Raw genomic sequence first — 22,999 nt, forward strand, 5'->3', positions numbered from 1 at the left:
CAGGCGGTCATGGCTGGTGAGAAAACCTCAGTGACCGCTGACCTGCCTCGGCGAGTTGAGGACCGCCAGCGACGGCGTGTATCTGGAGCCTCGCTGAGTGCCTCCTATGAGTGAGTGAGCTGATCGCTCCGTCGGGACTGCCTCGCCGCCACATCGAGGCGACCGCGACAACGAGCCGGTGAGGGAGAGGGGTCGATGGCGTCGGTGTTCGTCAGCTACAGGAGCCGGAATCGGGCGATCACCGAGCACGGGGTGGTGCGACTCCGATCAGCTCCTGCGCGGTTCAGCTTCTGCTGCATCAGTGATAGTTCTTGCGTCTCGTACCTGCGTAGATCTGAAGCAAGTCGGCAGTGAGTCCCTTCCTGGTCCGCTGAAGGGCATTTGCGTCTCAACTCAGACAGTAAGTCAGCATCTACCCGAGGAGGAACCCATGTCCATCACCAGCTTCCGGCTGAAGGGATTCGCGGTGAAGGCCGGGGCGGCCGTCGGCGCCGCCACGGTCCTGGCCATGTCGGCAGGACCTGCGCTTGCTCAGGAGCTTCCCGGCCCGAGTGACGCGTCTCCGGATCAGGAGTTCACAGACGCCGCCGCGGTGGTGAACCAGTATTGGGCCGACCACTGGACCGACTACTTCACTGGCTCCTACACGTCACCTGAACTGCTGCCCGGGTCGTCGATCGGAGTTCCCGGCCTCTACGACAGCAATGTCGAGCAGCTGACGTGCGGCCAGGAGGACCTTCCGCCGCTGAACGCCTGGTACTGCGGCGAAGGAGATTACATCATCGCGGACTACAACCTCCTCAACAATCAAGACGTGGGGGACTCATTCATCTGGCTCGTGGTCGCTCACGAGTGGGGACACGCCGTGCAGGCGCGGCTCGACCTGCCATATCAGGCAGTGGCGGATGAGTTGCAGGCTGATTGCCTTGCCGGAGCCGCGCTCGCCGGCGCCACCGCGGACGGATCCATGCTGTGGGACGCAGGCGACGATCAGGAGCTCTTCGACACTCTGGACGCACTCGCGGACGAGACGCCGTGGACCGACCCTGATAGCCACGGCGACACCAGCCAGCGCGTGGACGCGTACAACTACGGCGTGCTGAACGGCCCGAACGGCTGCCTGCCCTAGCAGCGAGGCAACACCGCACAGCGATACCACATCAGGGTTGGGTAGCCGACGCCGAGATGCCCTCGGCTACCCAACTCTGTGCCAAGCTGAGCCGCCGGGAGCCGATAGTAGGGACTGCCCAGGGTTCGGTTGACTCGGTTCGGTAGGTGGAGTCAGGCCGCGTGAGCGGTCTGGGTCAGTGTCTCGAACTCGATGGGGGTCAGGCGTCCGAGGGTGTCTTGGCGCCGGCGGCGGTGATAGGTCTTCTCGATCCAGACGACGATCGCCAGGCGTGGTTGCTCCCGGGTGGGCCGGCGCTGGCGTTCCAGGACGTTCTTCTGCAGCAGGCTGAAGAACGACTCCATGGCGGCGTTGTCCGCGCAGGCACGGACCTGGCCCATCGAGCCGCGCAGCTGCGCGTCCCGCAGGGCCCGGACGTAGGCATGGGAGCGAAATTGCGATCACGTTCAACTGGGCGTTCGCCATCGCGAGTACGAAGAAGCGGAAGTTGCCCGCGCGGCAGGACCGACTGCTGGTCGTCCATCTGAAGAGGACGGCCCTTTTGTCATCGTCATCTCCTTGAGGCTGCCGACGGTTCACGCTAGGCCCTGTGAGCCGCGATGTTCAAGCGCCGTCGGACTTGCGAGACGAGATCACGGGCGTGCGGGAGAACGACGGCCGAAAGCTGGATCATCGGACGCCTGATACTCAGTTGTAGATCGCTGATCAGGAGAGGCGGACGCCGTAGCTCGCGTGGTGGCGGGTCCTGGCGCGGTCGGTGACGAGTTGCTGCTACGGGAGGGCAACATGTCGAGTCTGACCCCGCTCGCTGAACAGCTGGCCACCTCGACGGGCGCTGCGCTGCTGGGCGTCGAACCCGACGTCCACATCGTCGCCGAGACGTTCCTGGCGATCCCTTTCCTCGTGGCCGGGACCGAGCGCGTGGCGCTGGTTCAGGCGCGGCTCGCTGACCCTTGGGAACGGCGGCTGGGGTTCGTCAGCTGCCCTGCCCGTGGGAGGCCATGCCGTTGACCGAGGTCTTCTGGTGGCACCCCGCGTTTCATGGCGATCCGGCGCACCTCTGGCTGCGCTCCGCCCTGGTGACCGCGGGGCAGGCGGTGGCCGCGCAGGGGGGCGCAGTTGCCTGACCACCGGGTTCGTACCTGCGGCACAGCGCACAACGGCACTCGCCGGCCGGGATGCCGCTCAAGGGTATGACCCTCCGAGACATCGTCACGCTCCGCGACAGGCGAAACGAGGCCCGGAGATCGGCACAGAGGCAGGTCGCGGCGGGGACTCTTGACCACCATATTGACCACCATCGCACCCAGTTCGGGCTGGTCCGCCATCGTCCGCTGTCGTTCCGTATGCCGATCGACCTGCGCAAATGAACGTGGACGAACGGTCGCGAACCCGCGGCCGACGTCTGGGGGTCAAGGGGTCGCAGGTTCAATCCTGTCAGCCCGACTGCGAAACCGAAGGTCGGAGGCGGGTCACCGACGAGGGTGGCCCGCCTCTTGCACGCCTACAGCAACGCGGCTCGAGGGACAGCAACGGTCACCAGCAAAGCGCTTGATCGAGACGATCGACTGCCTCACGCTGCTGGGCCGGACTCACGTGGCTGTAGATGTCCGCCGTGATGGCGCACGACGAGTGCCCGAGGTGTTCCCGGACGACCTTGGTGTGGGTTCCGGCCGCGAGCAGGAAGCTCGCGGCGGAGTGTCGAGGGTGTGCAAGGTGATGCCGCGGAGGCCGGCTCGCGCTTCTCCTACTGGAGCATGTGTGCGAGCTGATCCCGGTTCGGGCAGAAAGGACGATCCTCGTCGTCCCAGAGCAGAGGCACGAAGAAGGCCTGCCGCTCACCATCAGGACTGAACCGTCCGTGCGAGACCAGCAGGTTGGGCGTCACCATTGATGGATGCCCGGCACTCGAGATGCCCGGCAGCATGCCACTTCTCAGCACGGCATGACCTTGCACTGCTAGATCTGTCAAACTGCCATCCGCCTCTTCGCGGATCGCACCAACAGCATACGATTCATCCTTGTAGCTGCCGTAACTATTCAGGTAATAGGGGCTGCCGGCCGGAGATACCAGTCCACCGATGGGCGCCTCGATGCAGTGCCAGTCGACCGTTTCGCCGCCGGCCCAATCCCGCTTGCCAATCTGCCAGGGCATCGAGCGGTCGCGCTCGTACATCTGGACGTCCAGGCTGGGCTTGACGAGGACGCGCGGAGCTGACACGGGCCGAGCGAGGTCAGGACTCAGCTTCACCTCGACGATCCCCACGCCGACGCGTGTTTCGTTCCAGAATTCCACGACGTACGCGAGGAAGTGTGCTGAGCGACCCGATTGCTGTTCGTGTCTCCGGTAGACGTCCGCATCGATGGCGAAGTCCGTCTCCAGCTCCAGGGGCATCTCGCCCTGGTCGATGAACGGCCCTTCCGGCCTGTCGGCCACCGCCCGGCGCAGCCGCTGCCCGATGTCTGCATTCGACTGGTGGGGTGTGCTCCGTGAGTAGAACATGTTGTATCGCCTGGCCGATGCGTCGTACACCACGCAAGGAGCCCAATGCTCGCTCATCGGTGCATCCGCCTGCAGTGCCTTTCCAAGGTACTGGAATTGCCGCAGGTCGTGGCTACCATAGACGGCGATCCGGTCACCCTCGCGGGAAACGTCCGTATGGTAAAGGTAGTACGAGTAGCTGCTGGCACACGACCGAGGGACGGTCAGCAGATACGGGTCGCCCTGGTCTGTGACGTCGGGCGCCGGATGAGGAATGATCGGCCTATAGAAGTCGTCGATCCGGAGACCCGCAAAGTCGTGTTCCCTGTCTGCCCGCATGGGCATCGACTCTAGCAGATGACAGCTCATCAGTTGATCGATTCGCTGCTTCGCCAGCTTGCTGTCAGTCGTATTCGCGCAATGGTCGGCGACGACACGCATGTGCCCCCTCGCCGGGCCTCTTCAGTAGCGCTATTGGTGCCTCAGCGCTTCCACGGCACCACCATCGCCGCCGCTGACACAGTCGAGGAGATGCACACGGCAGACAGCTGCCCGAGGCGGCGATCTGCCCCCACGACCCTCGCGGTCGCCGCGGGGCGGCCCGCTGAACCATTCCCAGTAGCCGGAGATCGGCAGATCAGGGACACGCTGCGGGCGGCGAGATGATCGGAAGAGCGCAGGACCTCGATAGGAGGGCCGTCTTCTCACAGACTGTCTTCCCCACCCGAGGTCCTGCTGTGTCCGATCCTGTCACCTACACCGCCGCATTCTAGGTCGCCGAGGAGGCCGTGCACTTCGTGTCGGGCCTACTGGCCGCCGAGCGCCGGCGACGAGGCACCCACGGCCGGCGCCGGGCAGGGTGCCACGGCTCTCGCGCAGGAGCGCCGCGGCCCCGGCGACTCAGCGGGCCCACCCCGGCCCCTCGGCCGGGCGCAGGGCGTCGATCGGCCGGGTGTCGGTGGCGTCCAGTTCGCGTGCGACGGTCCGCAGCAGCCCGTCGGGGCGACGCCCGACCGCGACGTCGGTGCCCAGGTCCAGGGCGACCGGCAGCGTGAACCCGTCGTTGTAGTCGGTGTGCTCGCCGATCAGGTCCACCCGACCCGGCGTGCGCACCACCAGCTCTGGTGGCGCATCGAAGGCCCGCTCGAACCGGTGCGCAGCTCCTCGGTGCGAAGGTCCTCGCGGCCCATCGGTCTCAGTCCTCCGGCAGCTCGCGCAGCCGCTGCGCGGCGGTCTCCGGGGTGATGTCGCGTTGGGGCTGGCCGAGCAGCTCGTAGCCGACCATGAACTTGCGGACCGTCGCCGAGCGCAGCAACGGTGGGTAGAAGTGCGCGTGCAGATGCCAGCCGCGGTGCGGGTCGCCGTCGGTGGGCCGTTGGTGCAGGCCCATCGAGTACGGGAACGTGACACCGAAGAGCCGGTCGTAGCGGCGGGTCAGGCGCCGCAGGATGTCGGCCAGCCCGTTGCGCTGGTCGGGGCCGAGGTCTGGCAGGGCGCCGGCGTGGGCACGGGGTAGAACGAGGGTCTCGAACGGCCAGACCGCCCAGAAGGGCACGAGCGCGGTGAAGTGCTCGTTGCCGGTCACGATGCGCTCGCCGTCGTCCAGCTCGACGTCGAGGTAGTCACAGAGCAAGCATCCGCCGCTGTCGGCGCGGGCACGCTGCTGGGCCAGCTCCTTCGCCGGCTCATTGGGCAGCCGCTCGTTGGCCCAGATCTGACCGTGCGGATGGGGGTTGGACGCCCCCATCATCGCGCCGCGGTTCTCGAAGATCTGCACGTGGCGGACCCAGTCGAGGCTGCCGAGCTCGAGGTACTGGTCGACCCAGGTGTCGACCACCGTGCGGATCGCCTCGGCCGGCATCTGCCCCAGCGTCAGGTCGTGCCGCGGCGAGAAGCACACCACGCGGCAGATCCCGCGCTCGCTCTGCGCGATCAGCAGGCCCTTGCGGTCGTCCTCCTCCGGGGCCACATCCGGTGTCAGCGCGGCGAAGTCGTTGTCGAACACGTAGGTGGAGTCGTACTCCGGAGTACGCGCCCCGCCGGCCCGCCCGTTGCCCGGGCAGAGATAGCAGGCCGGGTCGTAGGCCGGCCGCTGGTCGGCCGCCACCTCCTCCACCTGCCCCTGCCACGGCCGGGCGGTGCGGTGCGGGGACACCAGGACCCACTCACCGGTGAGCCGGTTGAGCCGGCGGTGCGATGCGGCGAACACTCCCTACCTCCCACGGACTGGCGCGGTGTGCGGCGCCCCGGTCGCCGACGCGGTAGGCCTCATCGGCCTGGTCGAGGGTGAACCGGTGGGTGACGATGCGCTCGGGGTGCAGGTTCCACCGCACCAGGTGCTCCGGCAACTCCTCCATGTGCCGCAGGGAGGTCACCCAGGAGCCGTGCAGCGTGATCTGCTTGTGGATCAGCAGCTCGGAGACCGGGAAGGAGATCTGGCCGTCCTCACCGACGAAGGCGCACCGCTCCAGGTTCGGGTGTTCCCCGGGGTTACCGTGCGGGCGGCACCGCTGCCGGAGCAGTCGATGCTCGCCGCACAGCCGCGGCCGTCGGTGAGCTCCCGGATCGTCGCCGTGGCCCGCTCGTCGGCCGGGACGGCGTGGTCGACCAGGCCCAGCTCCTCGGCCATCCGCAGCCGCTCGGGTGCGACGTCGGTGGCGATGATCGGCCCCGCACCCAGCGCCCGGCCGAGCATCGCGGCCGCCAGCCCGACCGGCCCGAGCCCGGTGATCAGCAGCCGGTCCCGCCCGGACAGCGCCAACCGCAGCAGACCCTCGTAGGCGGTGCCGAAGCCGCACGAGACGAGCGCGCCGTCGACGTAGGACAGCGGCTCGGGCAGCAGGATGCAGGTCGCCTCCTCGGCCAGCAGGTACTCGGCGTGCCCGCCGTCGCGCTGCCAGCCGTGCGCCGCGCGCAGCGGTGAGGTGCAGCCGATCAGGTAGCCGGCGCGGCACTCCTCGCAGACGCCGCAGCCGGCGATGTGGTGGACGACCACGCGGTCGCCGGGCTGCAGCCGCCGGGCGCCGGGGCCGACGGCGACGACCTGGCCGCACGGCTCGTGGCCGGCGATGACCCCCTGATAGGCCTCCGGCCCGGTGCCCAGGTGCTCGCGGTAGATGGCCCGGATGTCGCTCCCGCAGATCGAGGACGCCTTCATCCGCAGCAGCACCTGACCGTGCCCCGGCTCCGGCACGCCGACCTTCACGTGCTGCACGGTGCTGTCACCGGGCAGCCGGACGCCGTTCATCACGGTCATCTGCTCTCCTCCGCCGTCTCGGAGCGAGCTCCGGCCGGGTTCCGCTGTGCTCTCCGCTCGCCTCTGCGCCCAGGTGGCTCGTCGTGATGACGAGCGTGCCAGGCGGGTGCTCGGACCAGGACGTCCGGCTGCGGCGCCTGTCGATCAACTAGATGACGGTCGACACGTGGTCCCTCCCCGAAGTGGTGGAGGGTGTCCGCGCCGCCGGACTCGAGGCCGTGGGGCTGTGGCGAGAATCGGTGTCCGAGGTCGAACTCCAGCGTGCCGCCCGCCTGGCTCACGACGCGGGCCTCCGAGTGTCCTCGCTGTGCCGCGGCGGCTTCCTCACCGCCAGCCTGCCGGCGGAGAGGGCGCTGGACGACAACCGGCGGGCGATCGACGAGGCGGCCACGCTCCAGGCCGAGTGCCTCGTGATGGTCGTCGGCGGTCTGCCGACGGGTTCCCGCGACCTGCGTGGGGCGCGGGATCATGTCCGGGATGCGCTCGGCGAGCTCGCCCCCTACACTGGTGACCAAAGTACAGCTCGCCCTGGAGGCGCTGCATCCTATGGACTGCGCCGACCGGGCTGTGCTCTCGCCCCTGGGCCAGGCATCGGACCTGGCGGAGGAGTTCCCGCGGGAGCAGGTCGGGGTGGTCGTCGACACCTTCCGCGCTTGCTGGGATCCGGACGTCGGGCGCTTGATTGAGCGGGCCGGGTCGCGCATCGCGTCCTTCCAGGTCTGCGACTGGATTCTGCCGCTCCGAGCCGACGTCCTCCTGGCCCGCGGCTACATGGGCGACGGCAGCATCGACTCCCGCCATTCGCCACGGCTGTCGACGCGGCCGGATACCGGGGCGACATCGAGGTCGAGATGTTCAACGCCGACGTTCGGGCGTCCTCGGGGCAGACGTCATCGCCTCGGTCGTACGGCGCTACCTCGACGTGGTCGTTCCCGACAACGCTCCAACATGAGCACTCTGCGCGTCGCTCCGAAGCGATCTGCGTTCCGCCTGGGACGCCACGGCTGCACCAGCTAGGACCAACCCGGCCTCGTTCGGCCGCTGAGGGAGGACACGTCATGGCTGCCATCACCTACGACCACGCGACCGTGCAGTACGCCGGAGCCGAACGGCCCTCGGTGAACGCGCTGGACCTCGACATCGCCGACGGCGAGTTCCTCGTCCTGGTCGGCCCGTCCGGCAGCGGGAAGTCCACGGCGCTGCGGGCCCTGGCTGGCCTCGAGAGCGTCACCGAGGGCACCATCCGCATCGGGGAGCGAGACGTCACGCACGTCGCGCCCAAGGAAAGGGACATCGCGATGGTGTTCCAGAACTACGCGCTCTACCCGCACATGACCGTCGCGGACAACATGGGTTTTGCGCTGAAGATCGCCAGGATGAACCGGGACGAGATCCGCAGGCAGGTCGTGGATGCCGCGAAGATCCTCGACCTGGAGCCGTACCTGGACCGCAAGCCCAAGGCCCTGTCCGGTGGTCAGCGGCAGCGCGTGGCGATGGGTCGGGCGATCGTCCGCAACCCGCAGGCGTTCCTGATGGACGAGCCGCTGTCCAACCTCGACGCGAAGCTGCGGGTGCAGACCCGCACCGAGATCGCGGCCCTGCAGCGCCGGCTCGGCGTCACCACGGTATACGTCACCCACGACCAGGTCGAGGCCATGACCATGGGCGACCGGGTGGCCGTGCTCAAGGACGGATACCTGCAGCAGGTGGACACGCCCCGCAACCTCTATGACAAGCCTGACAACATCTTCGTCGCGGGTTTCATCGGCTCACCGGCGATGAACCTGGTGGAGGTCGACCTCGACCAGGACGGCGCCGTGCTGGGCAACCACTCCTTCGCGCTGCCACGGCAGACCATGGCCGCCCTGGCGGCGGACAACTGCACGACCGCGACGCTGGGCTTCCGGCCGGAGTCGGTGCGGCTGGTCGGCGAGGGCGAGGGCTATCCGTTCGAGGTCGTCGTCGTGGAGGAGCTCGGCTCGGACGCCTACGCCTACGGGACGATGCACACCTCCCGCTCCAAGGAGGGCGACAAGCTGCTGACGCTGCGGGTCGACGCGCGCCGGCCGCCCATGAAGGGCGAGACCGTGCACATCGAGATCAATCCGGACGAGGCCTACGTCTTCTCGTCCGAGTCCGGTCGCCGGGTCTCCGGCGACGTTGCCGGCGTCGCCCGAGCCTGACGCCGTGCCTGTTCCAGCCTCACAGTGAGGGCTCCTGTGATGGCCGTACGGGTTCGGCGCGATCCCTGGACGCCGCCGGAGCGGCGTGCCCCCAATGCTGTCGGGCTGGATCGAGAGCCGCCTGTCTCGAGGCATCAAGCCGTGCGGCGATCTTGCTCCCGGACTCGGAGAGAATGGCGGGGGCAGGACTCAGCTGCGAGGTGACCGTAGCTCCACGACGGTGACCTCTGGTCGGGCCCCGATCCGCAGTGGGGGGCCCCAGTAGCCGGCGCGGCGGGCGCCGTCGACCTCGGTGACGGCCTCCACGATGACCCGGCGGCGCAGCACGAAGCCGCACGCGCGCGGCCGAGAGCTCTGCGATGGCGTTCCGCGGGGCCGTCTCGAGAAGGACGTCCTTGGTGCTACTTGATGCCGGTGTTGGCAACCCCTTGGGCGATCTGGCGCTGAAGGACCAGGAAGACGGCGAGTAGCGGCAGGATGCCCAGGACGGCGGAGGCCATGGTCTCGGCGTACTGGATCGCTGAACCGCCGACCAGGCTGCTGAGCCCGACCGGAATGGTCTGCGACTTGGTCTGGGTGAGCACCAGCAGCGGCCAGAGGAAGGCGTTCCAGGACGTGATGAACGTCAGGATCGCCACCGCGGAGATCGCCGGCCGGGACAGCGGCATGGCGATCTGCGAGTAGATCCGCCACCAGCTGGCACCGTCGAGCCGGGCGGCCTCGATGAGGGCCACCGGGATGGCCTTGATGAACGAGTGGAAGACGAACAGGGCCACGGGGAGGGCGACCGAGGGCAGGATGACCGCCCAGTAGGTCCCCAGCAGGCCGATGGCGCGGAACTCCAGGAACTGCGGCAGGACGAGCGCCTCGACGGGCACCATCAGGCCGGCCAGGATGAGCCCGAACAGGACGTACTTCCCGCGGAAGTTGAGGTTCACCAGGGCGAAGGCGGCCATCGAGCAGACCACCACGGTGAAGACGACCGTCAGGGTGGAGATGATGAAGCTGTTGACGTACCACCAGCCCAGCGGGCTCGAGTTCCACGCGTAGCTGTACGCGTCGAGGTTCCAGTTGCTCGACCACGGGGTCGTGGGGTTCGCCGCGATCTCGTCGTTGGGCCGCAGCGACGTGATCAGCGCCCACAGGAACGGGACCAGCCAGATGAGCGCGAAGAGCGTCACGCACGTGGCGGCGAGCCGGTTGAACAGCTTCCCGCTCCGGTCCTGCTCGCCGCCCCGGCTCGAGCGCCGGGTGCCGGAGCGAGCGGTGTCGGCCGCAGGCGCGGCCACGGCTGTCGCCATCGTCCGAGCTCCCCTCAGGCGTTCGCGGAGTTGTTGCGCCGCCGGACCAGGAACCAGGCGAGGCTGACGAGGACCAGGACCACGAAGTAGACCATCGTCGCGGCGGCCGCATAGCCGCCCCGATAGGCCGAGAACCCGGTGTCGAAGATGTACTGGATGACCGGACGCGTCGTGTAGTTCGGGCCGCCGGTCAGCAGGATGTAGATCTGGTCGAACACCTTCAGGGACGAGAGGACCTGCAAGATCAGCACCAGGCCTATGGTCGGGCGCAGCATGGGGACGGTGATCATCCGGATCTGCTGCCACGGCCCGGCGCCGTCGAGCGCCGCCGCCTCGTAGACCTCCTCCGAGATCTCCTGGATGGCCGCGGTGTAGAGGATGAAATTGAAGCCGAACGTCCACCACACGGTGAGCAGGACCACGGCGAACCAGGCACCCGAGGTGCTGCCGAAGAAGTCGGGGGCGGTCAGCCCGAACCAGCCGAAGGCGTTGGTGATGAGCCCGGTCTCGGGCGTGTACATGAACGCGAAGATCAGGCACACCGCGGCCGAGGGCACGACGTACGGGGCGAAGAAGGCGAGCCGGTAGAACCACTGGCCGCGGGCCAGGCGCGAGACGAGGACGGCGAACAGCAGCGGCAGCAGCACCAGGATCGGTGTGGTCAGCAGCGTGAACAGCGCCGAGTGCCACATCGAGGCCCAGAAGTCGGCGTTGGTCAGGACGTCGGCGTAGTTCGAGAAGCCGACCCAGCTGCCGATGCCGGATCTCACGGTCGTGGTGTTGAAGAGGCTGATCAGCAGGCCGATGACGACCGGGCCGATGAGGAAGGCGAGGTAGAGGGCCAGGAACGGGGTGGCGAACAGCCAGCCCGCCCGGTTCTCCGACCGCGGGGGCTTCCCCGCGGTGGCAGCGCGGTCCCCGACCTCGACCCCTGTCCTGGGCGCGGGGAGAGCGGTGGCGGTCATGGCGCGGTCTCCGTCCTACACGGGTGGCCGGGCGGTGGAGAACGTCTGCAGGCTGCTGGTCAGGGCGTCGACGCCACCCGCGGGGTCGGTGGCCCCGGTGAGCACGCTGGCGACGACGGAGCCCATGGCGGTCTGGAAGTCCGAGCCCGCTCCGGTGTACCAACCCGGCGGGTCGTACACCGCGTTGAAGGCCGCCTCCGTGTAGTTGCTCTGCGGCTGGAGCTCGAGGAACTCCTCGCTCTCCTGCACCGGTAACCAGGCGGGGACGTGCCCGCCGTCCGCCCAGGTCGAGCTCTGGTCCAGCAAGCCCTTGACGAAGCGCACGGCATCTTCGGTCCGCGCGGCAGAGCGTCCGGGACTCGTCGGGACGACCAGTGCGTGCGAGTCGGCGTAGGCGACCGGCTCGGGGCCGAGGAGTGCGGGAAAGGGCACGACGTTGAAGTCGAGGCTCTCGACCTCGCGGTACGTCGGGATCTGCCACACGCCGTCGAAGAGGAAGCCGACCTCGCCGTTGCTGAAGAGGGTCGACGACGTCGTCGACGTGGCGGTGCGCGGCATCAGTCCCAGGTCCCCGGTGAGGCCCTGCAGGAAGGCGAACGACTCCTCCATCGCGGCGCGGTCGATCGTGACCCGGGTGCCGAGGTCCTCGACGATCGGTCCGGCCAGACCGGAGTAGGTCATCAGGAAGAGGCGCCAGCAGGTCGAGGGGTCCACCGTGATCGACGCGACCGCCGCGTACTCGTTCCCGGTCGAGTCCTTCATCGCCTGGAGGGTGGCGACGAAGTCGTCGCTGTTCCTCATGGGCTTGAGGTTCTCGCCGGTCTCGTCGAGCAGGCCGGCCTGCTGCGCCAGCTCGGTGTTGTAGTACAGCACGAACGGGTGGGTGTCGATCGGCACCGCGTACGTGGTGCCGTCCACCGTGGCCTTCTCCCAGGCGGCCGGCGTGAACTTGTCCTCGGTGATCCCCGCGGCGGCGAACTGGTCCGCGACGGGCTCGAGCAGTTCGGCCTGCGCCAGGAGGGGCACCCGGGACAGGTGGGCGACGGTCACGTCGGGCGGGCGGCCGCTCGCCGTCGACAGCGCCAGCTTGGTGTAGAAGGGGTTGCCCCAGGAGAGCAGCGAGGACTCGACCGACGTGCCGGACGACTCGCGATAGGCCTCGATCATGGTCGCCATGTTCTCGCCGTCGCCGCCGCCGAACAGGTGCCAGAAGATGACGTCGGCCGTGCTCGGCTGCGCGCCGGTGAGGCTGCTCCCGATCGGTGTGGAGCACCCCGACATCGCGACGGCGAGCGAGACACTCCCCCCCGCGGCGAGGAACTGGCGACGCGAGAACTGAGTCATGAAGGGACATCCAGTCTAGCGCGATGAGCCGAACCTGATGACTGTCACACGGTCGTTGATCGACGGCAACCTGGCACTCGTCGTTGGGTGAGACGTTTGACCCGGACATCGGGCCTCTATGGTTCTCCCCGTGTGCGCTGATGCGGGCCAGGTGACGGCGACTGCTCGTCGACGCAACGGAGGAGCCCGCTCGTGAAGGCGACGCAGCAGGACGGTTCTCATCCCCGACCCATGATGTGCCGGGAGGCGTGGACCAGCCTTGACGGCACCTGGCAGTTCGCTCACGACGACGCCCGCGAGGGGATCGCTTCGCGGTGGTTCCACCCCTCGAGCGCCGAAGCGTTCGACCAGAGCATCCAGGTGCCCTACCCCCCGGAGTCGCCCGCCTCAGGGGTGGGGGCTCGTGAGTTCCACCCTGTCGTCTGGTACCGCCGGGTCATCCCGCACGACGTCCTCGCCGGAGACGGCGGTGACACACGTCGGGTCCTCGTGCACTTCGGTGCCGTCGACCACAGCGCCCAGGTCTGGTTCGACGGACAGCTGGTCGCCGAGCACGTCGGTGGCCAGACGCCCTTCACCGCCGACGTCACCGACGCGCTGGCGACCAGCCAGGATCAGGGTCCGGAGGAGCACGTCCTCGTGGTCCGGGCCGAGGACGACCCCCGCGCCCTCCACCAGCCCCGAGGCAAGCAGGACTGGAGGGAGAAGCCGCACAGCATCTGGTACGAGCGCACGACCGGCATCTGGCAACCGGTCTGGCTCGAGACGGTCCCGGTCCCAGCGGTCGTCGACGTCGCGTGGACCTTCTACGCGTCGTCCGCCGTGGTCCGTGGGGAGGTCACGCTGGCCGCCACGCCGGCCACTCCGCTCGAGCTGGAGGTCACGCTGAGCCTCGGCGAGGAGGTCCTCGGGGAGGCCAGGTGCGTGCTACGGCAGGAGGTCACCCAGATCGACATCGCCGTACCGGCGGTGCGCAACGGTCAGGACCGCGCGCGTCTGTTGTGGGCCCCGGAGCATCCGCACCTCGTCGACGCGGAGGTGGTGCTGCGCGACCGCGACTCCGGGCAGCCGGTCGACACGGTGGCCAGCTACCTGGGTCTGCGGGAGGTGTCGGTCGGCGAAGCCTCCTTCAACCTGAACGGGCAGCCCTACTACACGAGGTCCGTGCTCAACCAGGGCTACCGACCTGAGACCCACCTCGCTTCGCGCGGCAACGACGAGTTGCGCGCCGAAGTGGAATTGATCAAGGCGATGGGGTTCAACGCGGTCCGCATCCACCAGAAGGCCGAGGATCCGAGGTTCCTCTTCTGGGCTGACCGGCTCGGCCTGCTGGTATGGGGGGAGACGGCCGGGGCCTACGAGTTCTCGGTGGGTGCGATCGCCCTGCTCACCACCGAGTGGATGCAGATCGTCCGCCGCTACCGCAGCCACCCCTCGGTCGTGGTGTGGGTCCCCGTCAACGAGAGCTGGGGAGTGCAGGACATCGCCACCGTCCCGGCTCAGCAGCAGTTCTCGCAGTCCCTCGTGAGCCTGACGCGGGCCCTGGACCCGAGCCGTCCGGCCGTCTCCAACGAGGGGTGGGAGCACGTGGACAGCGACATCCTCGGGCTGCACGACTACACCGTCGACCCCGACCAGCTACGCGCCCGCTACCTCGACAACCAGGCGGCCCTCCGCGCGGTCCTGACCGGGCACGGCCCGCAGGGGCGACGGCCGATCCTGAACGACGCGCAACGACAACGATTCCTCGACGGCCGGGCTCCGTTGATGATCACGGAGTTCGGCGGCATCTCGCTCTCGCAGCAGGAGGAGTCCTGGGGCTACGACCAGGTCGAGTCGACGGACGAGTACGCCGGCCGTCTCTCGGGGCTCTTCGAGGCGCTCCGGGCCAGCACCGACATCGTCGGATTCTGCTACACGCAGTTCATGGACACCGGGCAGGAGACCAACGGGCTCGTGTTCGCTGACGGAACGCCGAAGCTCCCTGTCGAGGACATCTTCCGGATCGTCACCGGCCGCACGGACACTGCACTCGACGAGCCCCCCTCGACCTTCGGTACGCCGGACGAATGACCTCGTGGGTGTCCGCTGATCCGACCTGGATCGACCGGGTGCCGGGAGCAGGCCCGCACCGTCGACTCCCGCACCACAGGAGATCGATGACGGCTCGCGGCTGACCATGCACGAGGTCGTTAGGCGGGACGAGTGACGTTCAGGGGCAGCCCGGATGGCCTCGGCTTGCCCGAACTCAGCAGACTCCGCCCACCGCAGCGCCCAGCGTCGTGGATCATCGGTCGGGCAGCGGCCCGGGCGGTGGAGGCGGCGGATGGGCGACCCGATGAGCGGCACATGGCTCAAGAACGTGACCGTCATCCGTGACGGCAGACAGGTGCTGCGGGACGTGACGCTCCGGGCGGCCGACGGGGAACTGCTCGTCGTGCTCGGTTCCTCAGGAAGCGGCAAGTCCAGCCTCCTGCGGGTGCTCGCCGGGCTCAACCAGGTCGAGTCCGGCACTGTGACTATCAACGGCCGTGACGTCACCGAGCTGCCGCCCGGTGAGCGACGCGTGGCGATGGTCTTCGAGACCTCGGCGCTCATTCCCTTTCTCGACGTGTCCCGCAATCTCGGGTGGGGGCTGCGCGCGCAGCGGCTACCGGATACCGAGGTGAAGGAGCGGGTCAAGGACCTCGCCCGGCAACTGCGGTTGAGCCGGTTACTGCCCCGCCGTCCGGACGACTTGTCCACGGGCGAGCGCGGCCTGGTCGGCATCGGGCACGCTCTCGTGCAGCGCCCGGACGTCTTCCTGCTCGACGAGCCGCTCGCGGGCCTGGATGCCGCGGAGCGCCCCAGAGTGCGTCAGGAGATCGTCCACATCGTCCGTTCGCTGGGAGCCACGACGTTCTTCGTCACCCACGATCAAGCCGAAGGACTCGCGGTCGCCGACCGGGTCGCCCTGCTGCACGACGGCGCCGTGGTGCAGGTGGGCACACCTCGCGAGCTGTATGAGCGGCCGGTGGACCTGTTCGCGGCCGGGTTCGTCGGCACCCCGCCGATCGGACTGCTTCCCGCCCGGCTGGTGTCCGCCGGCGGGCAGGCCGCGTTCACCGTGGGCAACAGGACACTGCCGCTGTGGCGGGCGGTTCCGCCGCCGCTTCGTGACCACGTGGGCCGTGAGGTGGTACTCGGGCTCAGAGCTGAGGACGTGCACGACCCCACGGCCGGCAACGACCCGGACTCGGTGGCCCTGGCCGCGGTAGTGCGGGAGGCCGAGTACACCGGTCGACGAAACGTGGTCACGGTCGCAGTCGGCGGCCCGCCGATCACAGCCCGGGGCAGCGAAGTGTCCGGCGACAAGTCACGTGGCGCGACGCTGCGCTCGTTCTTTCCACCGCGATCCGTGATTCGTCCCGGTGCCGCGGTGACAGTCGCGGTCAAGGCGTCGAGCGCCCACGTCTTCGACGCCGTCACCGGCCGCGCGCTCTGGCACCCCTGAACCTCTCCAGACCACCCGTGAACCTCTCCGGACGAAGCGAGGACGCCGCTCCCATGTGGCGATCCGGAGGCGAGCCTCCCGCATCGGTGTTGCGGAGAGCCGGGGGAGGGCCAACGCTGGAGCAGTGAGGTGTTCGCCCGGTGGTCGTCTCCAGTGCGGGACCGGTGGGCCTCAGCGCAGCAGCTCGACGTAGACCTCCGCGGTCTGCCGCGCCATCCGCTCGCTGCTGAACTCGCGCTGTACGCGCGCCCGGCCCGCGCTGCCCCAGGCGGACGCGAGTTTCCGGTCCTCCAGCGGCTCCAGGATGGCGGCTGCGAGCGCGTCGGTGTCGCCCGTGCCGTCCAGTCTTCCCCGCTCGACCAGCCGGCCCGTGACGTCGTCGATCACGACCTCGCTGGTCCCGGGTACGCGGGTCGCCACGACGGGGCGGGCGGCTGCCATCGCTTCGAGCACGACGAGCGGCAGCCCCTCAACGGTGGACGCGAGGAGGAAGACGTCCGCGGCGGCCATGAGGTCAGGGACGTCCGAGCGCTCCCCGGCGAACCACACCCACTCATCGAGGCCCATCATCCGCACCCCCTCGCGCAGTTCGGTCTCGAGCGGCCCGGTACCGACCCACAGGAACACCGCCTCCGGCCGGCTCCGGACGACCTCGTCCACAGCGCCCAATATGAAGCGGTGCCCCTTCAACTCGACCATCCGGCCGACGCTGAGCACGATCCGCCGCTCCGGGGGCAGGTGCAGGCGGCCGCGAGCGTTCTCCGCGCTCACCCCGCCGCGCGACGGCCGGATCCCGTTGCGCACGACGCGCAGCTTCGCCTGCTCGACCCCCACCTCGAGGAAGCTGTCACGCACGCCCTCCGACACGCAGATCACGCGGTCGACGAGCTCGACGACGTCCAGGTACTCCCTTTGAAGAACCGTGACCAGCTCCGCCACCTCTGCGTCGGACAGCCGCCGGTCGGGGTGGTGGTACGGCGAGTGCAGGAGGTCGGGCAGTTCGTCGGTGGGAAACACGGCGGAGGGCTCGGCCAGGTGCTCGGTGCGCACCACCGCGGGGACGCCGGCCTGCCGGGCCGCACGCACCCCGGCGTATCCCTCGATCATCACTCCGGCGTGGCAGTGGAAGAGCTCCACTCGGACGTCGCTCAGGAACGCGGCCAGCTCGGCTTCGCTGTCGGGACGGCCGACGTGGATCTCCGCGGTCCTCACCCCGAGCGCGTGGGCGCGCTCGAGCAGCCGCGAGCCGCTTGGGCTCGGCGGGCAGACGAGGGAGAGCGTGAAACTCTCCTGCAGCTCGTCCGCGAGGGTCAGGATGTGCTCGCCCACACCGGACGGGGCCGTGCTGTCGGTGAACAGGCACACCGCCGGTTTCACGACCACCCCTCACTGGGCCCGGTGAACCGCGCCTCGTCCTGTCGACGAGGGGACGAACACCACCACCAATCGTGGGAGTTGTCCAGCGGGGGGCGCGCTCGGTGTGGCGAACGACTTCGGGGAGCTGGCCGGAGAAGGACTGGAGGATGTATCCGTCCTGCCAGCCGGGAGTGCATCAGGCGTCCGCCCGGGTTCAGCACTGAACTGCTGGGCACAGTGGACGACGCTCCCGGGCGCGGGGGAGGGCTACAGCAACCGGTACGGCAACGCGGTCCGGACGAGCCCGTACCCGGCCCGAACGACTGCGGACGCTGCGGCCTTGCGACCTGCGGAAACAGCACGACCGCGGACGACGGCGAATGTCACGAAGGTGACTGAGGGTCAACGGCGTCGAGGGGCACGGCTTGATCCGCCTCGGTCAGCGCGCCAGTGACCCGTGTCGACTCAGCTGATGGGGCAGGACCATCGCCTGGCCCGACCACGTCGCTCGACTACTGGGGAAGGACTGAAGGACACGGGCTGGGGTTCCAGTGCGGGCCCCGGGGCTACGTCGTCCTTGGTCGCGTGTTCCACAGGCTGTCTTCCCGTCCACAGATCGCCGGTCCGGCAGCTATGCGGGCTCCGCCCCCAGTAGGCCGACAGGGGGGCGACTTCTGCGGCGACATGCCAGGTCCCTCGAGGAGCGATGACGGGGGAGGCGGTCGATGGCCGGACCACGGCGACGCCAGAAGGGCGACGGCGGAATCAGTGAGTACCGGACGAGGGCCGGCCCGCGTTTCCTGATCAAGTACGCCGTGCAGCGGGAGGACGGAACAACTCGGGTCGTCCTCAAGCGAGGTCTTGCGAGCAGGAGGGATGCTGCTGCAGCCCTGCGGGCCGAGATCCGCAAGACCGATCTGGGGGAGTGGGTCGAGCCGTCCAAGCAGCGTCTGGACGCCTACCTCGCCGAGTGGATGCAGACGCAACGTCTCAGTCCCTCGACGCGCGCGTCCTACCTGAAGAACATCCGGCTGCACATCGCCCCCCCCTCGGAGCGCACCCGGTCACGCGCCTCACCGGCCCGATGATCGACACCTGGATGCGGAAGCTGGAGGCAACCGGCCGGGCCGACGGCACAGGTGGTCCCTCCGCCCGAACGGTGCGCTACGTCTTCACCATCCTGCGGTCGGCGCTCAGCGATGCGGTCAAGCCGTGACGGCTCTCGGTCAATCCGACCGACCGGTCCACCCCACCGAGCCCGGCCGAGGCCCGTCCGCCCGAGATGCAGGCGTGGACCGCGACCGAGCTCGCCGGTTCCTCCGTTGGGCGGACTCGTACGACTCCGACCTGGCCATGTGCTGGCGGCTGCTGGCGGCGACCGGGATGCGCCGCGGGGAGGCGCTCGCCCTGCGCTGGCGGGACGTCGACATCGGCGCCGCACGGATCGCGGTCCGCCGCAGCGTCGGCACGGTCAAGCACTAGGGCGCTGGCGAAGAACTGGTCGAGGGGCCGACGAAGACCGGTCAGTCGAGGGTCGTCGACCTCGACGCAGGGACGGTGGCCGCGCTCCGCGCCTACCGGACCGCCCGCAGCGGAGTGAGCTCAGACCTGGTGCGTGACACGGCGGTCGTGCTGAGCAACCTCGACGGCACCCACCGGCATCCGGAGAGGTTCTCCCGACGCTTCGCCGGCCAGCTCGCGCGGGCGCGCAAGGCGCTGGGGGAGGACCAGTTGCCGGTGATCCGGCTGCACGACCTCCGGCACACCCACGCCACTCCGCTGCTGGCCGACGGCGTCCCGGTGGAGGTCGTCTCCGAGCGTCTCGGGCACGCCAGCGCCACCATCACGCTGACCGTCTACCAGCACGTCCACCCCGGCATGGGCCGTGAAGCCGCCGACCGCTTCGCCGCCCTGCTGGAGGGCTGAGACGAGGGGACAAGTATCAAACAGGTATCACGAGGGTCATCTGGGCCGGACATGGAAGCGCCCCGGGACCCTGACCTGTAGGAACACCGGGGCGGTGCTGTGTCCGAGGGGGGACTTGAACCCCCACGCCCGATAAAGGGCACTAGCACCTCAAGCTAGCGCGTCTGCCATTCCGCCACCCGGACGAGTGCGGCTCAGAGACTACCCGACCGCCGGGGCGCGGTGGCGCACCCCCTGCTCCGGCTCCGCCGCCTGCCGCGGGAGCCCGGCCGTGGCCACCGCCACCCGTCCACGGCCGGCCCGCTTGGCCTGGTAGAGCGCCCGGTCGGCCGCCGAGTACAGCTCCTCGACGTCGGCCGCCTGCCCGGCGGTGTGCGCCAGCCCGAGGCTGATCGACAGCGACAGGAGCGTCCCGTCGGCCAGCGTCAGGGGCGTCGAGCGGACGGCCTCGTGCACCTGCGCGGCCCGGGCCGCCGCCACCGCCGCCGGGCAGTCCGGCAGCAGGACGGCCAGCTCGTCGCCGCCGAGCCGGGAGAGCACCGCGTCGGCGCCGCGCACCTGCTCCCGCAGGATCCGGGCCAGGTGCACCAGGACCGCGTCGCCGACCGGGTGACCGTGCGCGTCGTTGATCTGCTTGAAGGTGTCGACGTCGATGAGCAGCAGCGCCGTCCCCGACGCCGTCCGCTGCGTCCGCGCCCCCGCCAGGGCCTCGTCGAACACCCGCCGGTTGACCAGCCCGGTCAGCGCGTCGACCCGGGCCTGCGAGCGCAGTGCGTCGACGAGCCGTTGCTGCACCCGGCCGCTGCGGACCAGCATCACCGCGAGGACCACGAGGACCGCCCCGAAGAACATCAGGTCAACGGCGGCGGCGAGCGGCGGCGTGAGGACGAAGAGCGTCGTCGCCTCGCCCCACAGGGCGGCGCCGGTGGCGAGGACGACCCCCGCCGGACGCAGGTGGGAGCCGGCCCACAGCACCGGGAAGGCGAAGAAGGCCTGTGCGGCGGCCGACGCGTCAGCGGAGACCAGGTTGAGCGCGCAGATCAGGACGACACCACCGACCGCGGTGAGCAACCCCAGACCCAGCCGGTCGTAGCGGTCAGCCGTGGTCAGCCGGCAGGCGCAGGCGACGCCCACCAGCGCGATCACGGCCGCGCCATGGGCGGCCAGGACGGCCGGGCCCGCGTCGCGCTGGGTGAGGACGGCGAAGCCGGCGACGACCGCCGCGCTGACCGACAGGATCAGCGTCGACGAGTGCGCCGCCGCTGCGGGGTCGCGCGCTCGCATCGCCGCCGGGATCTCCATGCCCGCTGCATCGGCAGCGGCCGGGGCCGGGTCCAGTGCCGCTCACCCGGCGGGGTGACCGGCGGAACCGGTGGCACGATCGGCAGCATGCCCGAGACGACGTCCGCCCCGCGCGCCCAGGACGAGGTGGCGGAGCTGCTGTCCGACCTCATCCGGATCGACACGACCAACACCGGCGACACCGCCACCAGCGCCGGCGAGCGCCGCGCCGCGGAGTGGGTGGCCGGCAAGCTCGACGAGGTCGGCATCGACTCGCAGATCCTCGAGTCGGAGCGGGGGAGGGCCAGCCTGGTCGCCCGCGTCCCCGGCGCGGACCGCAGCCGCCCGGCGCTGCTGGTGCACGGCCACCTCGACGTCGTCCCCGCCGACCCGGCCGAGTGGAGCGTGCACCCGTTCTCCGGCGAGGAGCGCGACGGCTACGTCTGGGGCCGCGGCGCCGTCGACATGAAGGACATGGACGCCATGGTCCTGGCGCTGGTGCGGGAGTGGGCGCGCACCGGCGTCCGGCCGCCCCGCGACGTCGTCCTGGCCTTCGTCGCCGACGAGGAGGCCGGCGGCAAGCTGGGTGCCCGCTGGCTGGTCGACGAGCAGCCCGACCTCTTCGAGGGCTGCACCGAGGCCATCAGCGAGGTCGGCGGCTTCAGCATCACCGTCCGCGACGACCTGCGCCTCTACCTCGTGCAGACGGCGGAGAAGGGGCTGGCCTGGATGCGGTTGACCGCGACCGGCAGGCCCGGGCACGGCTCGTTCGTGCACGACGACAACGCCGTCACCCGGCTGTGCCAGGCCGTCGCGCGCATCGGGTCCACCCGTCTGCCGACCGTGCTCACCCCGCCGATGCGGCGATTCCTCGCCGCCGTCGAGGAGGCCTACGGCATCGAGATCGACCCCGACTCCCCGGAGGAGGCGTTCGCCCGCCTCGGCAGCATCAGCCGGATGATCGGCGCGGCCCTCCGCAACACCGCGAACCCGACGATGCTCGAGGCCGGCTACAAGGCCAACGTCATCCCCGGCACCGCCTCGGCCACCGTCGACGGCCGCTTCCTGCACGGTCAGCAGGAGGAGTTCGAGCGCCAGCTGGCCTCGCTCGTCGGCGAGGGCGTGCAGCGGGAGTGGATCGTCCACGACCAGGCCGTGGAGACGACGTTCGACGGCCCGCTGGTCGAGCAGATGGTCGCCGCCCTGAAGGCGGAGGACGACGGCGCGCGCCCGGTGCCGTTCACCATGAGCGGAGGCACCGACGCCAAGAGCTTCGAGCGCCTCGGGATGCGCTGCTTCGGCTTCTCCCCGCTGCGGCTGCCGGCCGACCTGGACTTCGCCTCGCTGTTCCACGGCATCGACGAGCGGGTGCCGGTGGAGTCGCTGCGCTTCGGCGTCCGCGTGCTCGACCGCTTCCTCCGCGCGGTCTGACGCCCGTGGTGTGATGCCGGGGTGACCTCTCCCACACCTGCCGGCCCCGGCTCCGTCGCGCTGATCACCGGAGGGACCGGCGGCTTCGGCCGCGCCCTCGCCACGAAGCTGCGCGAGCGCGACGTCACCGTGGTCCTCGCCGACCTCGACAGTGACCGCGCCCGCGCCACCGCGGACGAGCTGGGCGCCTCCTTCCTCCCGCTGGACGTCACCGACCGCGCGGCCAACGAGGCCGTCGTCGCGCAGGTCGAGGCCGAGCACGGCCGGCTCGACGCCGCCTACCTCAACGCCGGCATCTCCGCGGCCAAGAGCGACGACGCCCTCGACCTCGACGAGTTCATGCGCGTGGTCGACGTCGACCTCTTCGGCGTCGTGTACGGCGCGGTGGCCGCGCGCCCGGCGATCTCGCGGGCCGGGGGCGGCGCGATCGTGGTGACCGCGTCGCTGGCCGGCCTCTCGCCGATGCCCACCGACCCGGGCTACAGCGTGGCCAAGGGCGGCGCGATCGCCTTCGTCCGGTCGATGGCGCCGCGGCTGACCCGCGAGGGGATCACCATCTCGGCCATCTGCCCGGGGTTCGCCGACACCGCGATCATCGACCGCATCCGCCACGAGTTCGAGGCGGCGCAGTTCCCGGTCATCCCCGCCGCGGAGGTCGCCGACGCGATGGTCATGGCCTGGACGTCGGGCGAGCCGGGCGCCGCCTACGTCATCCAGCCCGGTGTGGGCACGGTGCCCTACCGGTTCAAGGGCGTGCCGAGCGCGAAGACGGCGACCGGTGAGACCGCCGTCGTCCCCGAGGCGCTGCGCCCGCCGTCCGTGCACTGACGGCGTCCTGCCTCACCGCAGCGC

At 69.7% G+C, this 22,999-nt stretch carries 20 protein-coding genes, 1 tRNA gene and 3 pseudogenes; 13 read left to right on the plus strand and 11 right to left on the minus strand.

Translation table 11 applies throughout. The features are described from left to right. Positions 1-430 precede the first annotated feature (430 nt). Positions 431-1,129, plus strand: coding sequence for a neutral zinc metallopeptidase (locus ABQ292_RS08590; protein WP_369205257.1), 699 nt, complete (start codon positions 431-433; stop codon positions 1,127-1,129). Positions 1,130-1,281: 152 nt separating this feature from the next. Here ABQ292_RS08590 and ABQ292_RS08595 read toward each other — a convergent pair. Continuing rightward, positions 1,282-1,569, minus strand: a pseudogene (locus ABQ292_RS08595) (integrase core domain-containing protein); the annotation flags it as partial. Between the two features lie 346 nt (positions 1,570-1,915). Between ABQ292_RS08595 and ABQ292_RS08600 the strand changes: the two are divergent. After that, entirely contained in the window at positions 1,916-2,140 is a 225-nt protein-coding gene (locus ABQ292_RS08600) for a type 2 periplasmic-binding domain-containing protein (RefSeq protein ID WP_369205259.1), read from the plus strand. Between the two features lie 736 nt (positions 2,141-2,876). Here the strand turns inward: ABQ292_RS08600 and ABQ292_RS08610 are convergent. Beyond that, positions 2,877-4,052 carry a family 43 glycosylhydrolase gene (locus ABQ292_RS08610; RefSeq protein WP_369205263.1) on the minus strand — a complete coding sequence of 392 codons (1,176 nt, stop codon included), beginning with the start codon at positions 4,050-4,052 and terminating at the stop codon, positions 2,877-2,879. Positions 4,053-4,348: 296 nt separating this feature from the next. Here ABQ292_RS08610 and ABQ292_RS08615 point away from each other — a divergent pair. Continuing rightward, a pseudogene (locus ABQ292_RS08615) lies at positions 4,349-4,474 on the plus strand (IS5/IS1182 family transposase); the annotation flags it as partial. Positions 4,475-4,511: 37 nt separating this feature from the next. Here the strand turns inward: ABQ292_RS08615 and ABQ292_RS08620 are convergent. From ABQ292_RS08620 to ABQ292_RS08630, 3 genes and pseudogenes are all read right to left on the minus strand, one after another. Next, a pseudogene (locus ABQ292_RS08620) lies at positions 4,512-4,751 on the minus strand (galactokinase family protein); the annotation flags it as partial. Positions 4,752-4,806: 55 nt separating this feature from the next. Further along, positions 4,807-5,820 carry a UDP-glucose--hexose-1-phosphate uridylyltransferase gene (locus ABQ292_RS08625; protein ID WP_369205265.1) on the minus strand — a complete coding sequence of 338 codons (1,014 nt, stop codon included), beginning with the start codon at positions 5,818-5,820 and terminating at the stop codon, positions 4,807-4,809. A gap of 198 nt (positions 5,821-6,018) precedes the next feature. Beyond that, on the minus strand, positions 6,019-6,867 hold the full coding sequence (locus tag ABQ292_RS08630) for an alcohol dehydrogenase catalytic domain-containing protein (protein WP_369205267.1): 849 nt from the start codon (positions 6,865-6,867) through the stop codon (positions 6,019-6,021). A 152-nt stretch (positions 6,868-7,019) separates the two neighbouring features. On the opposite strand from ABQ292_RS08630, the gene ABQ292_RS08635 reads away from it, so the two are divergent. Together ABQ292_RS08635 and ABQ292_RS08640 are read left to right on the plus strand one after the other, a co-directional pair. Next, positions 7,020-7,553 carry a sugar phosphate isomerase/epimerase family protein gene (locus tag ABQ292_RS08635; RefSeq protein WP_369205269.1) on the plus strand — a complete coding sequence of 178 codons (534 nt, stop codon included), beginning with the start codon at positions 7,020-7,022 and terminating at the stop codon, positions 7,551-7,553. A gap of 372 nt (positions 7,554-7,925) precedes the next feature. Next, the gene (locus ABQ292_RS08640) at positions 7,926-9,050 is read left to right on the plus strand and encodes an ABC transporter ATP-binding protein (RefSeq protein ID WP_369205271.1); all 1,125 of its coding nucleotides are present in this window, start codon (positions 7,926-7,928) and stop codon (positions 9,048-9,050) included. A 401-nt stretch (positions 9,051-9,451) separates the two neighbouring features. Here ABQ292_RS08640 and ABQ292_RS08645 read toward each other — a convergent pair whose 3' ends face one another. The 3 genes from ABQ292_RS08645 to ABQ292_RS08655 are packed head-to-tail and all read right to left on the minus strand — an operon-like array spanning position 9,452 to position 12,660. Next, the gene (locus ABQ292_RS08645) at positions 9,452-10,351 is read right to left on the minus strand and encodes a carbohydrate ABC transporter permease (RefSeq protein ID WP_369205273.1); all 900 of its coding nucleotides are present in this window, start codon (positions 10,349-10,351) and stop codon (positions 9,452-9,454) included. A 14-nt stretch (positions 10,352-10,365) separates the two neighbouring features. Next, the gene (locus tag ABQ292_RS08650; protein WP_369205275.1) at positions 10,366-11,316 is read right to left on the minus strand and encodes a carbohydrate ABC transporter permease; all 951 of its coding nucleotides are present in this window, start codon (positions 11,314-11,316) and stop codon (positions 10,366-10,368) included. A gap of 15 nt (positions 11,317-11,331) precedes the next feature. Beyond that, entirely contained in the window at positions 11,332-12,660 is a 1,329-nt protein-coding gene (locus ABQ292_RS08655) for an extracellular solute-binding protein (protein WP_369205277.1), read from the minus strand. A gap of 192 nt (positions 12,661-12,852) precedes the next feature. On the opposite strand from ABQ292_RS08655, the gene ABQ292_RS08660 reads away from it, so the two are divergent. Then, on the plus strand, positions 12,853-14,733 hold the full coding sequence (locus ABQ292_RS08660; protein WP_369205279.1) for a glycoside hydrolase family 2 protein: 1,881 nt from the start codon (positions 12,853-12,855) through the stop codon (positions 14,731-14,733). 253 nt (positions 14,734-14,986) lie between these two features. Further along, on the plus strand, positions 14,987-16,153 hold the full coding sequence (locus ABQ292_RS08665; RefSeq protein WP_369205281.1) for an ABC transporter ATP-binding protein: 1,167 nt from the start codon (positions 14,987-14,989) through the stop codon (positions 16,151-16,153). 171 nt (positions 16,154-16,324) lie between these two features. Here the strand turns inward: ABQ292_RS08665 and ABQ292_RS08670 are convergent, their stop codons facing one another. Then, positions 16,325-17,530 carry a glycosyltransferase family 4 protein gene (locus ABQ292_RS08670; RefSeq protein ID WP_369205283.1) on the minus strand — a complete coding sequence of 402 codons (1,206 nt, stop codon included), beginning with the start codon at positions 17,528-17,530 and terminating at the stop codon, positions 16,325-16,327. Positions 17,531-18,234: 704 nt separating this feature from the next. On the opposite strand from ABQ292_RS08670, the gene ABQ292_RS08675 reads away from it, so the two are divergent. The 4 genes from ABQ292_RS08675 to ABQ292_RS08690 all read left to right on the plus strand — a co-directional run bounded on the left by ABQ292_RS08675 (position 18,235) and on the right by ABQ292_RS08690 (position 19,435). Further along, on the plus strand, positions 18,235-18,597 hold the full coding sequence (locus ABQ292_RS08675; protein WP_369205285.1) for a hypothetical protein: 363 nt from the start codon (positions 18,235-18,237) through the stop codon (positions 18,595-18,597). Further along, positions 18,594-18,725, plus strand: coding sequence for a hypothetical protein (locus ABQ292_RS08680; RefSeq protein ID WP_369205287.1), 132 nt, complete (start codon positions 18,594-18,596; stop codon positions 18,723-18,725). The genes ABQ292_RS08675 and ABQ292_RS08680 overlap by 4 nt, the downstream gene beginning before the upstream one ends. A gap of 74 nt (positions 18,726-18,799) precedes the next feature. Continuing rightward, positions 18,800-18,991, plus strand: coding sequence for a site-specific integrase (locus ABQ292_RS08685; protein WP_369205289.1), 192 nt, complete (start codon positions 18,800-18,802; stop codon positions 18,989-18,991). 15 nt (positions 18,992-19,006) lie between these two features. Next, positions 19,007-19,435 (plus strand): tyrosine-type recombinase/integrase, encoded by a 429-nt coding sequence (locus tag ABQ292_RS08690; protein ID WP_369205328.1) that lies wholly within the window; start codon positions 19,007-19,009, stop codon positions 19,433-19,435. A 100-nt stretch (positions 19,436-19,535) separates the two neighbouring features. On the opposite strand, the gene ABQ292_RS08695 is transcribed toward ABQ292_RS08690, so the two are convergent. Both ABQ292_RS08695 and ABQ292_RS08700 read right to left on the minus strand, forming a co-directional pair. After that, positions 19,536-19,620, minus strand: a tRNA-Leu gene (locus tag ABQ292_RS08695). A gap of 16 nt (positions 19,621-19,636) precedes the next feature. After that, entirely contained in the window at positions 19,637-20,737 is a 1,101-nt protein-coding gene (locus ABQ292_RS08700; RefSeq protein ID WP_369205291.1) for a GGDEF domain-containing protein, read from the minus strand. Between the two features lie 87 nt (positions 20,738-20,824). Here ABQ292_RS08700 and ABQ292_RS08705 point away from each other — a divergent pair, with 87 nt between their 5' ends. Together ABQ292_RS08705 and ABQ292_RS08710 are read left to right on the plus strand one after the other, a co-directional pair. Further along, entirely contained in the window at positions 20,825-22,147 is a 1,323-nt protein-coding gene (locus ABQ292_RS08705) for a M20/M25/M40 family metallo-hydrolase (protein WP_369205293.1), read from the plus strand. A gap of 21 nt (positions 22,148-22,168) precedes the next feature. Further along, the gene (locus ABQ292_RS08710; protein WP_369205295.1) at positions 22,169-22,975 is read left to right on the plus strand and encodes an SDR family oxidoreductase; all 807 of its coding nucleotides are present in this window, start codon (positions 22,169-22,171) and stop codon (positions 22,973-22,975) included. The last annotated feature ends 24 nt before the right edge of the window (positions 22,976-22,999 follow it).

This window comes from Geodermatophilus maliterrae (genome assembly GCF_041018925.1).
GTDB lineage: Bacteria > Actinomycetota > Actinomycetes > Mycobacteriales > Geodermatophilaceae > Geodermatophilus > Geodermatophilus maliterrae.

Excerpts from the sequence above, each read along its gene's own strand:
- ABQ292_RS08590 (WP_369205257.1), top strand. The coding sequence starts at position 431 with ATGTCCATCACCAGCTTCCGGCTGAAGGGATTCGCGGTGAAGGCCGGG.
- ABQ292_RS08600 (WP_369205259.1), top strand. The coding sequence starts at position 1,916 with ATGTCGAGTCTGACCCCGCTCGCTGAACAGCTGGCCACCTCGACGGGC.
- ABQ292_RS08610 (WP_369205263.1), bottom strand. The coding sequence starts at position 4,052 with ATGCGTGTCGTCGCCGACCATTGCGCGAATACGACTGACAGCAAGCTG.
- ABQ292_RS08630 (WP_369205267.1), bottom strand. The coding sequence starts at position 6,867 with ATGACCGTGATGAACGGCGTCCGGCTGCCCGGTGACAGCACCGTGCAG.
- ABQ292_RS08635 (WP_369205269.1), top strand. The coding sequence starts at position 7,020 with ATGACGGTCGACACGTGGTCCCTCCCCGAAGTGGTGGAGGGTGTCCGC.
- ABQ292_RS08640 (WP_369205271.1), top strand. The coding sequence starts at position 7,926 with ATGGCTGCCATCACCTACGACCACGCGACCGTGCAGTACGCCGGAGCC.
- ABQ292_RS08645 (WP_369205273.1), bottom strand. The coding sequence starts at position 10,351 with ATGGCGACAGCCGTGGCCGCGCCTGCGGCCGACACCGCTCGCTCCGGC.
- ABQ292_RS08650 (WP_369205275.1), bottom strand. The coding sequence starts at position 11,316 with ATGACCGCCACCGCTCTCCCCGCGCCCAGGACAGGGGTCGAGGTCGGG.
- ABQ292_RS08655 (WP_369205277.1), bottom strand. The coding sequence starts at position 12,660 with ATGACTCAGTTCTCGCGTCGCCAGTTCCTCGCCGCGGGGGGGAGTGTC.
- ABQ292_RS08665 (WP_369205281.1), top strand. The coding sequence starts at position 14,987 with ATGGGCGACCCGATGAGCGGCACATGGCTCAAGAACGTGACCGTCATC.
- ABQ292_RS08675 (WP_369205285.1), top strand. The coding sequence starts at position 18,235 with ATGGCCGGACCACGGCGACGCCAGAAGGGCGACGGCGGAATCAGTGAG.
- ABQ292_RS08680 (WP_369205287.1), top strand. The coding sequence starts at position 18,594 with ATGATCGACACCTGGATGCGGAAGCTGGAGGCAACCGGCCGGGCCGAC.
- ABQ292_RS08700 (WP_369205291.1), bottom strand. The coding sequence starts at position 20,737 with ATGGAGATCCCGGCGGCGATGCGAGCGCGCGACCCCGCAGCGGCGGCG.
- ABQ292_RS08705 (WP_369205293.1), top strand. The coding sequence starts at position 20,825 with ATGCCCGAGACGACGTCCGCCCCGCGCGCCCAGGACGAGGTGGCGGAG.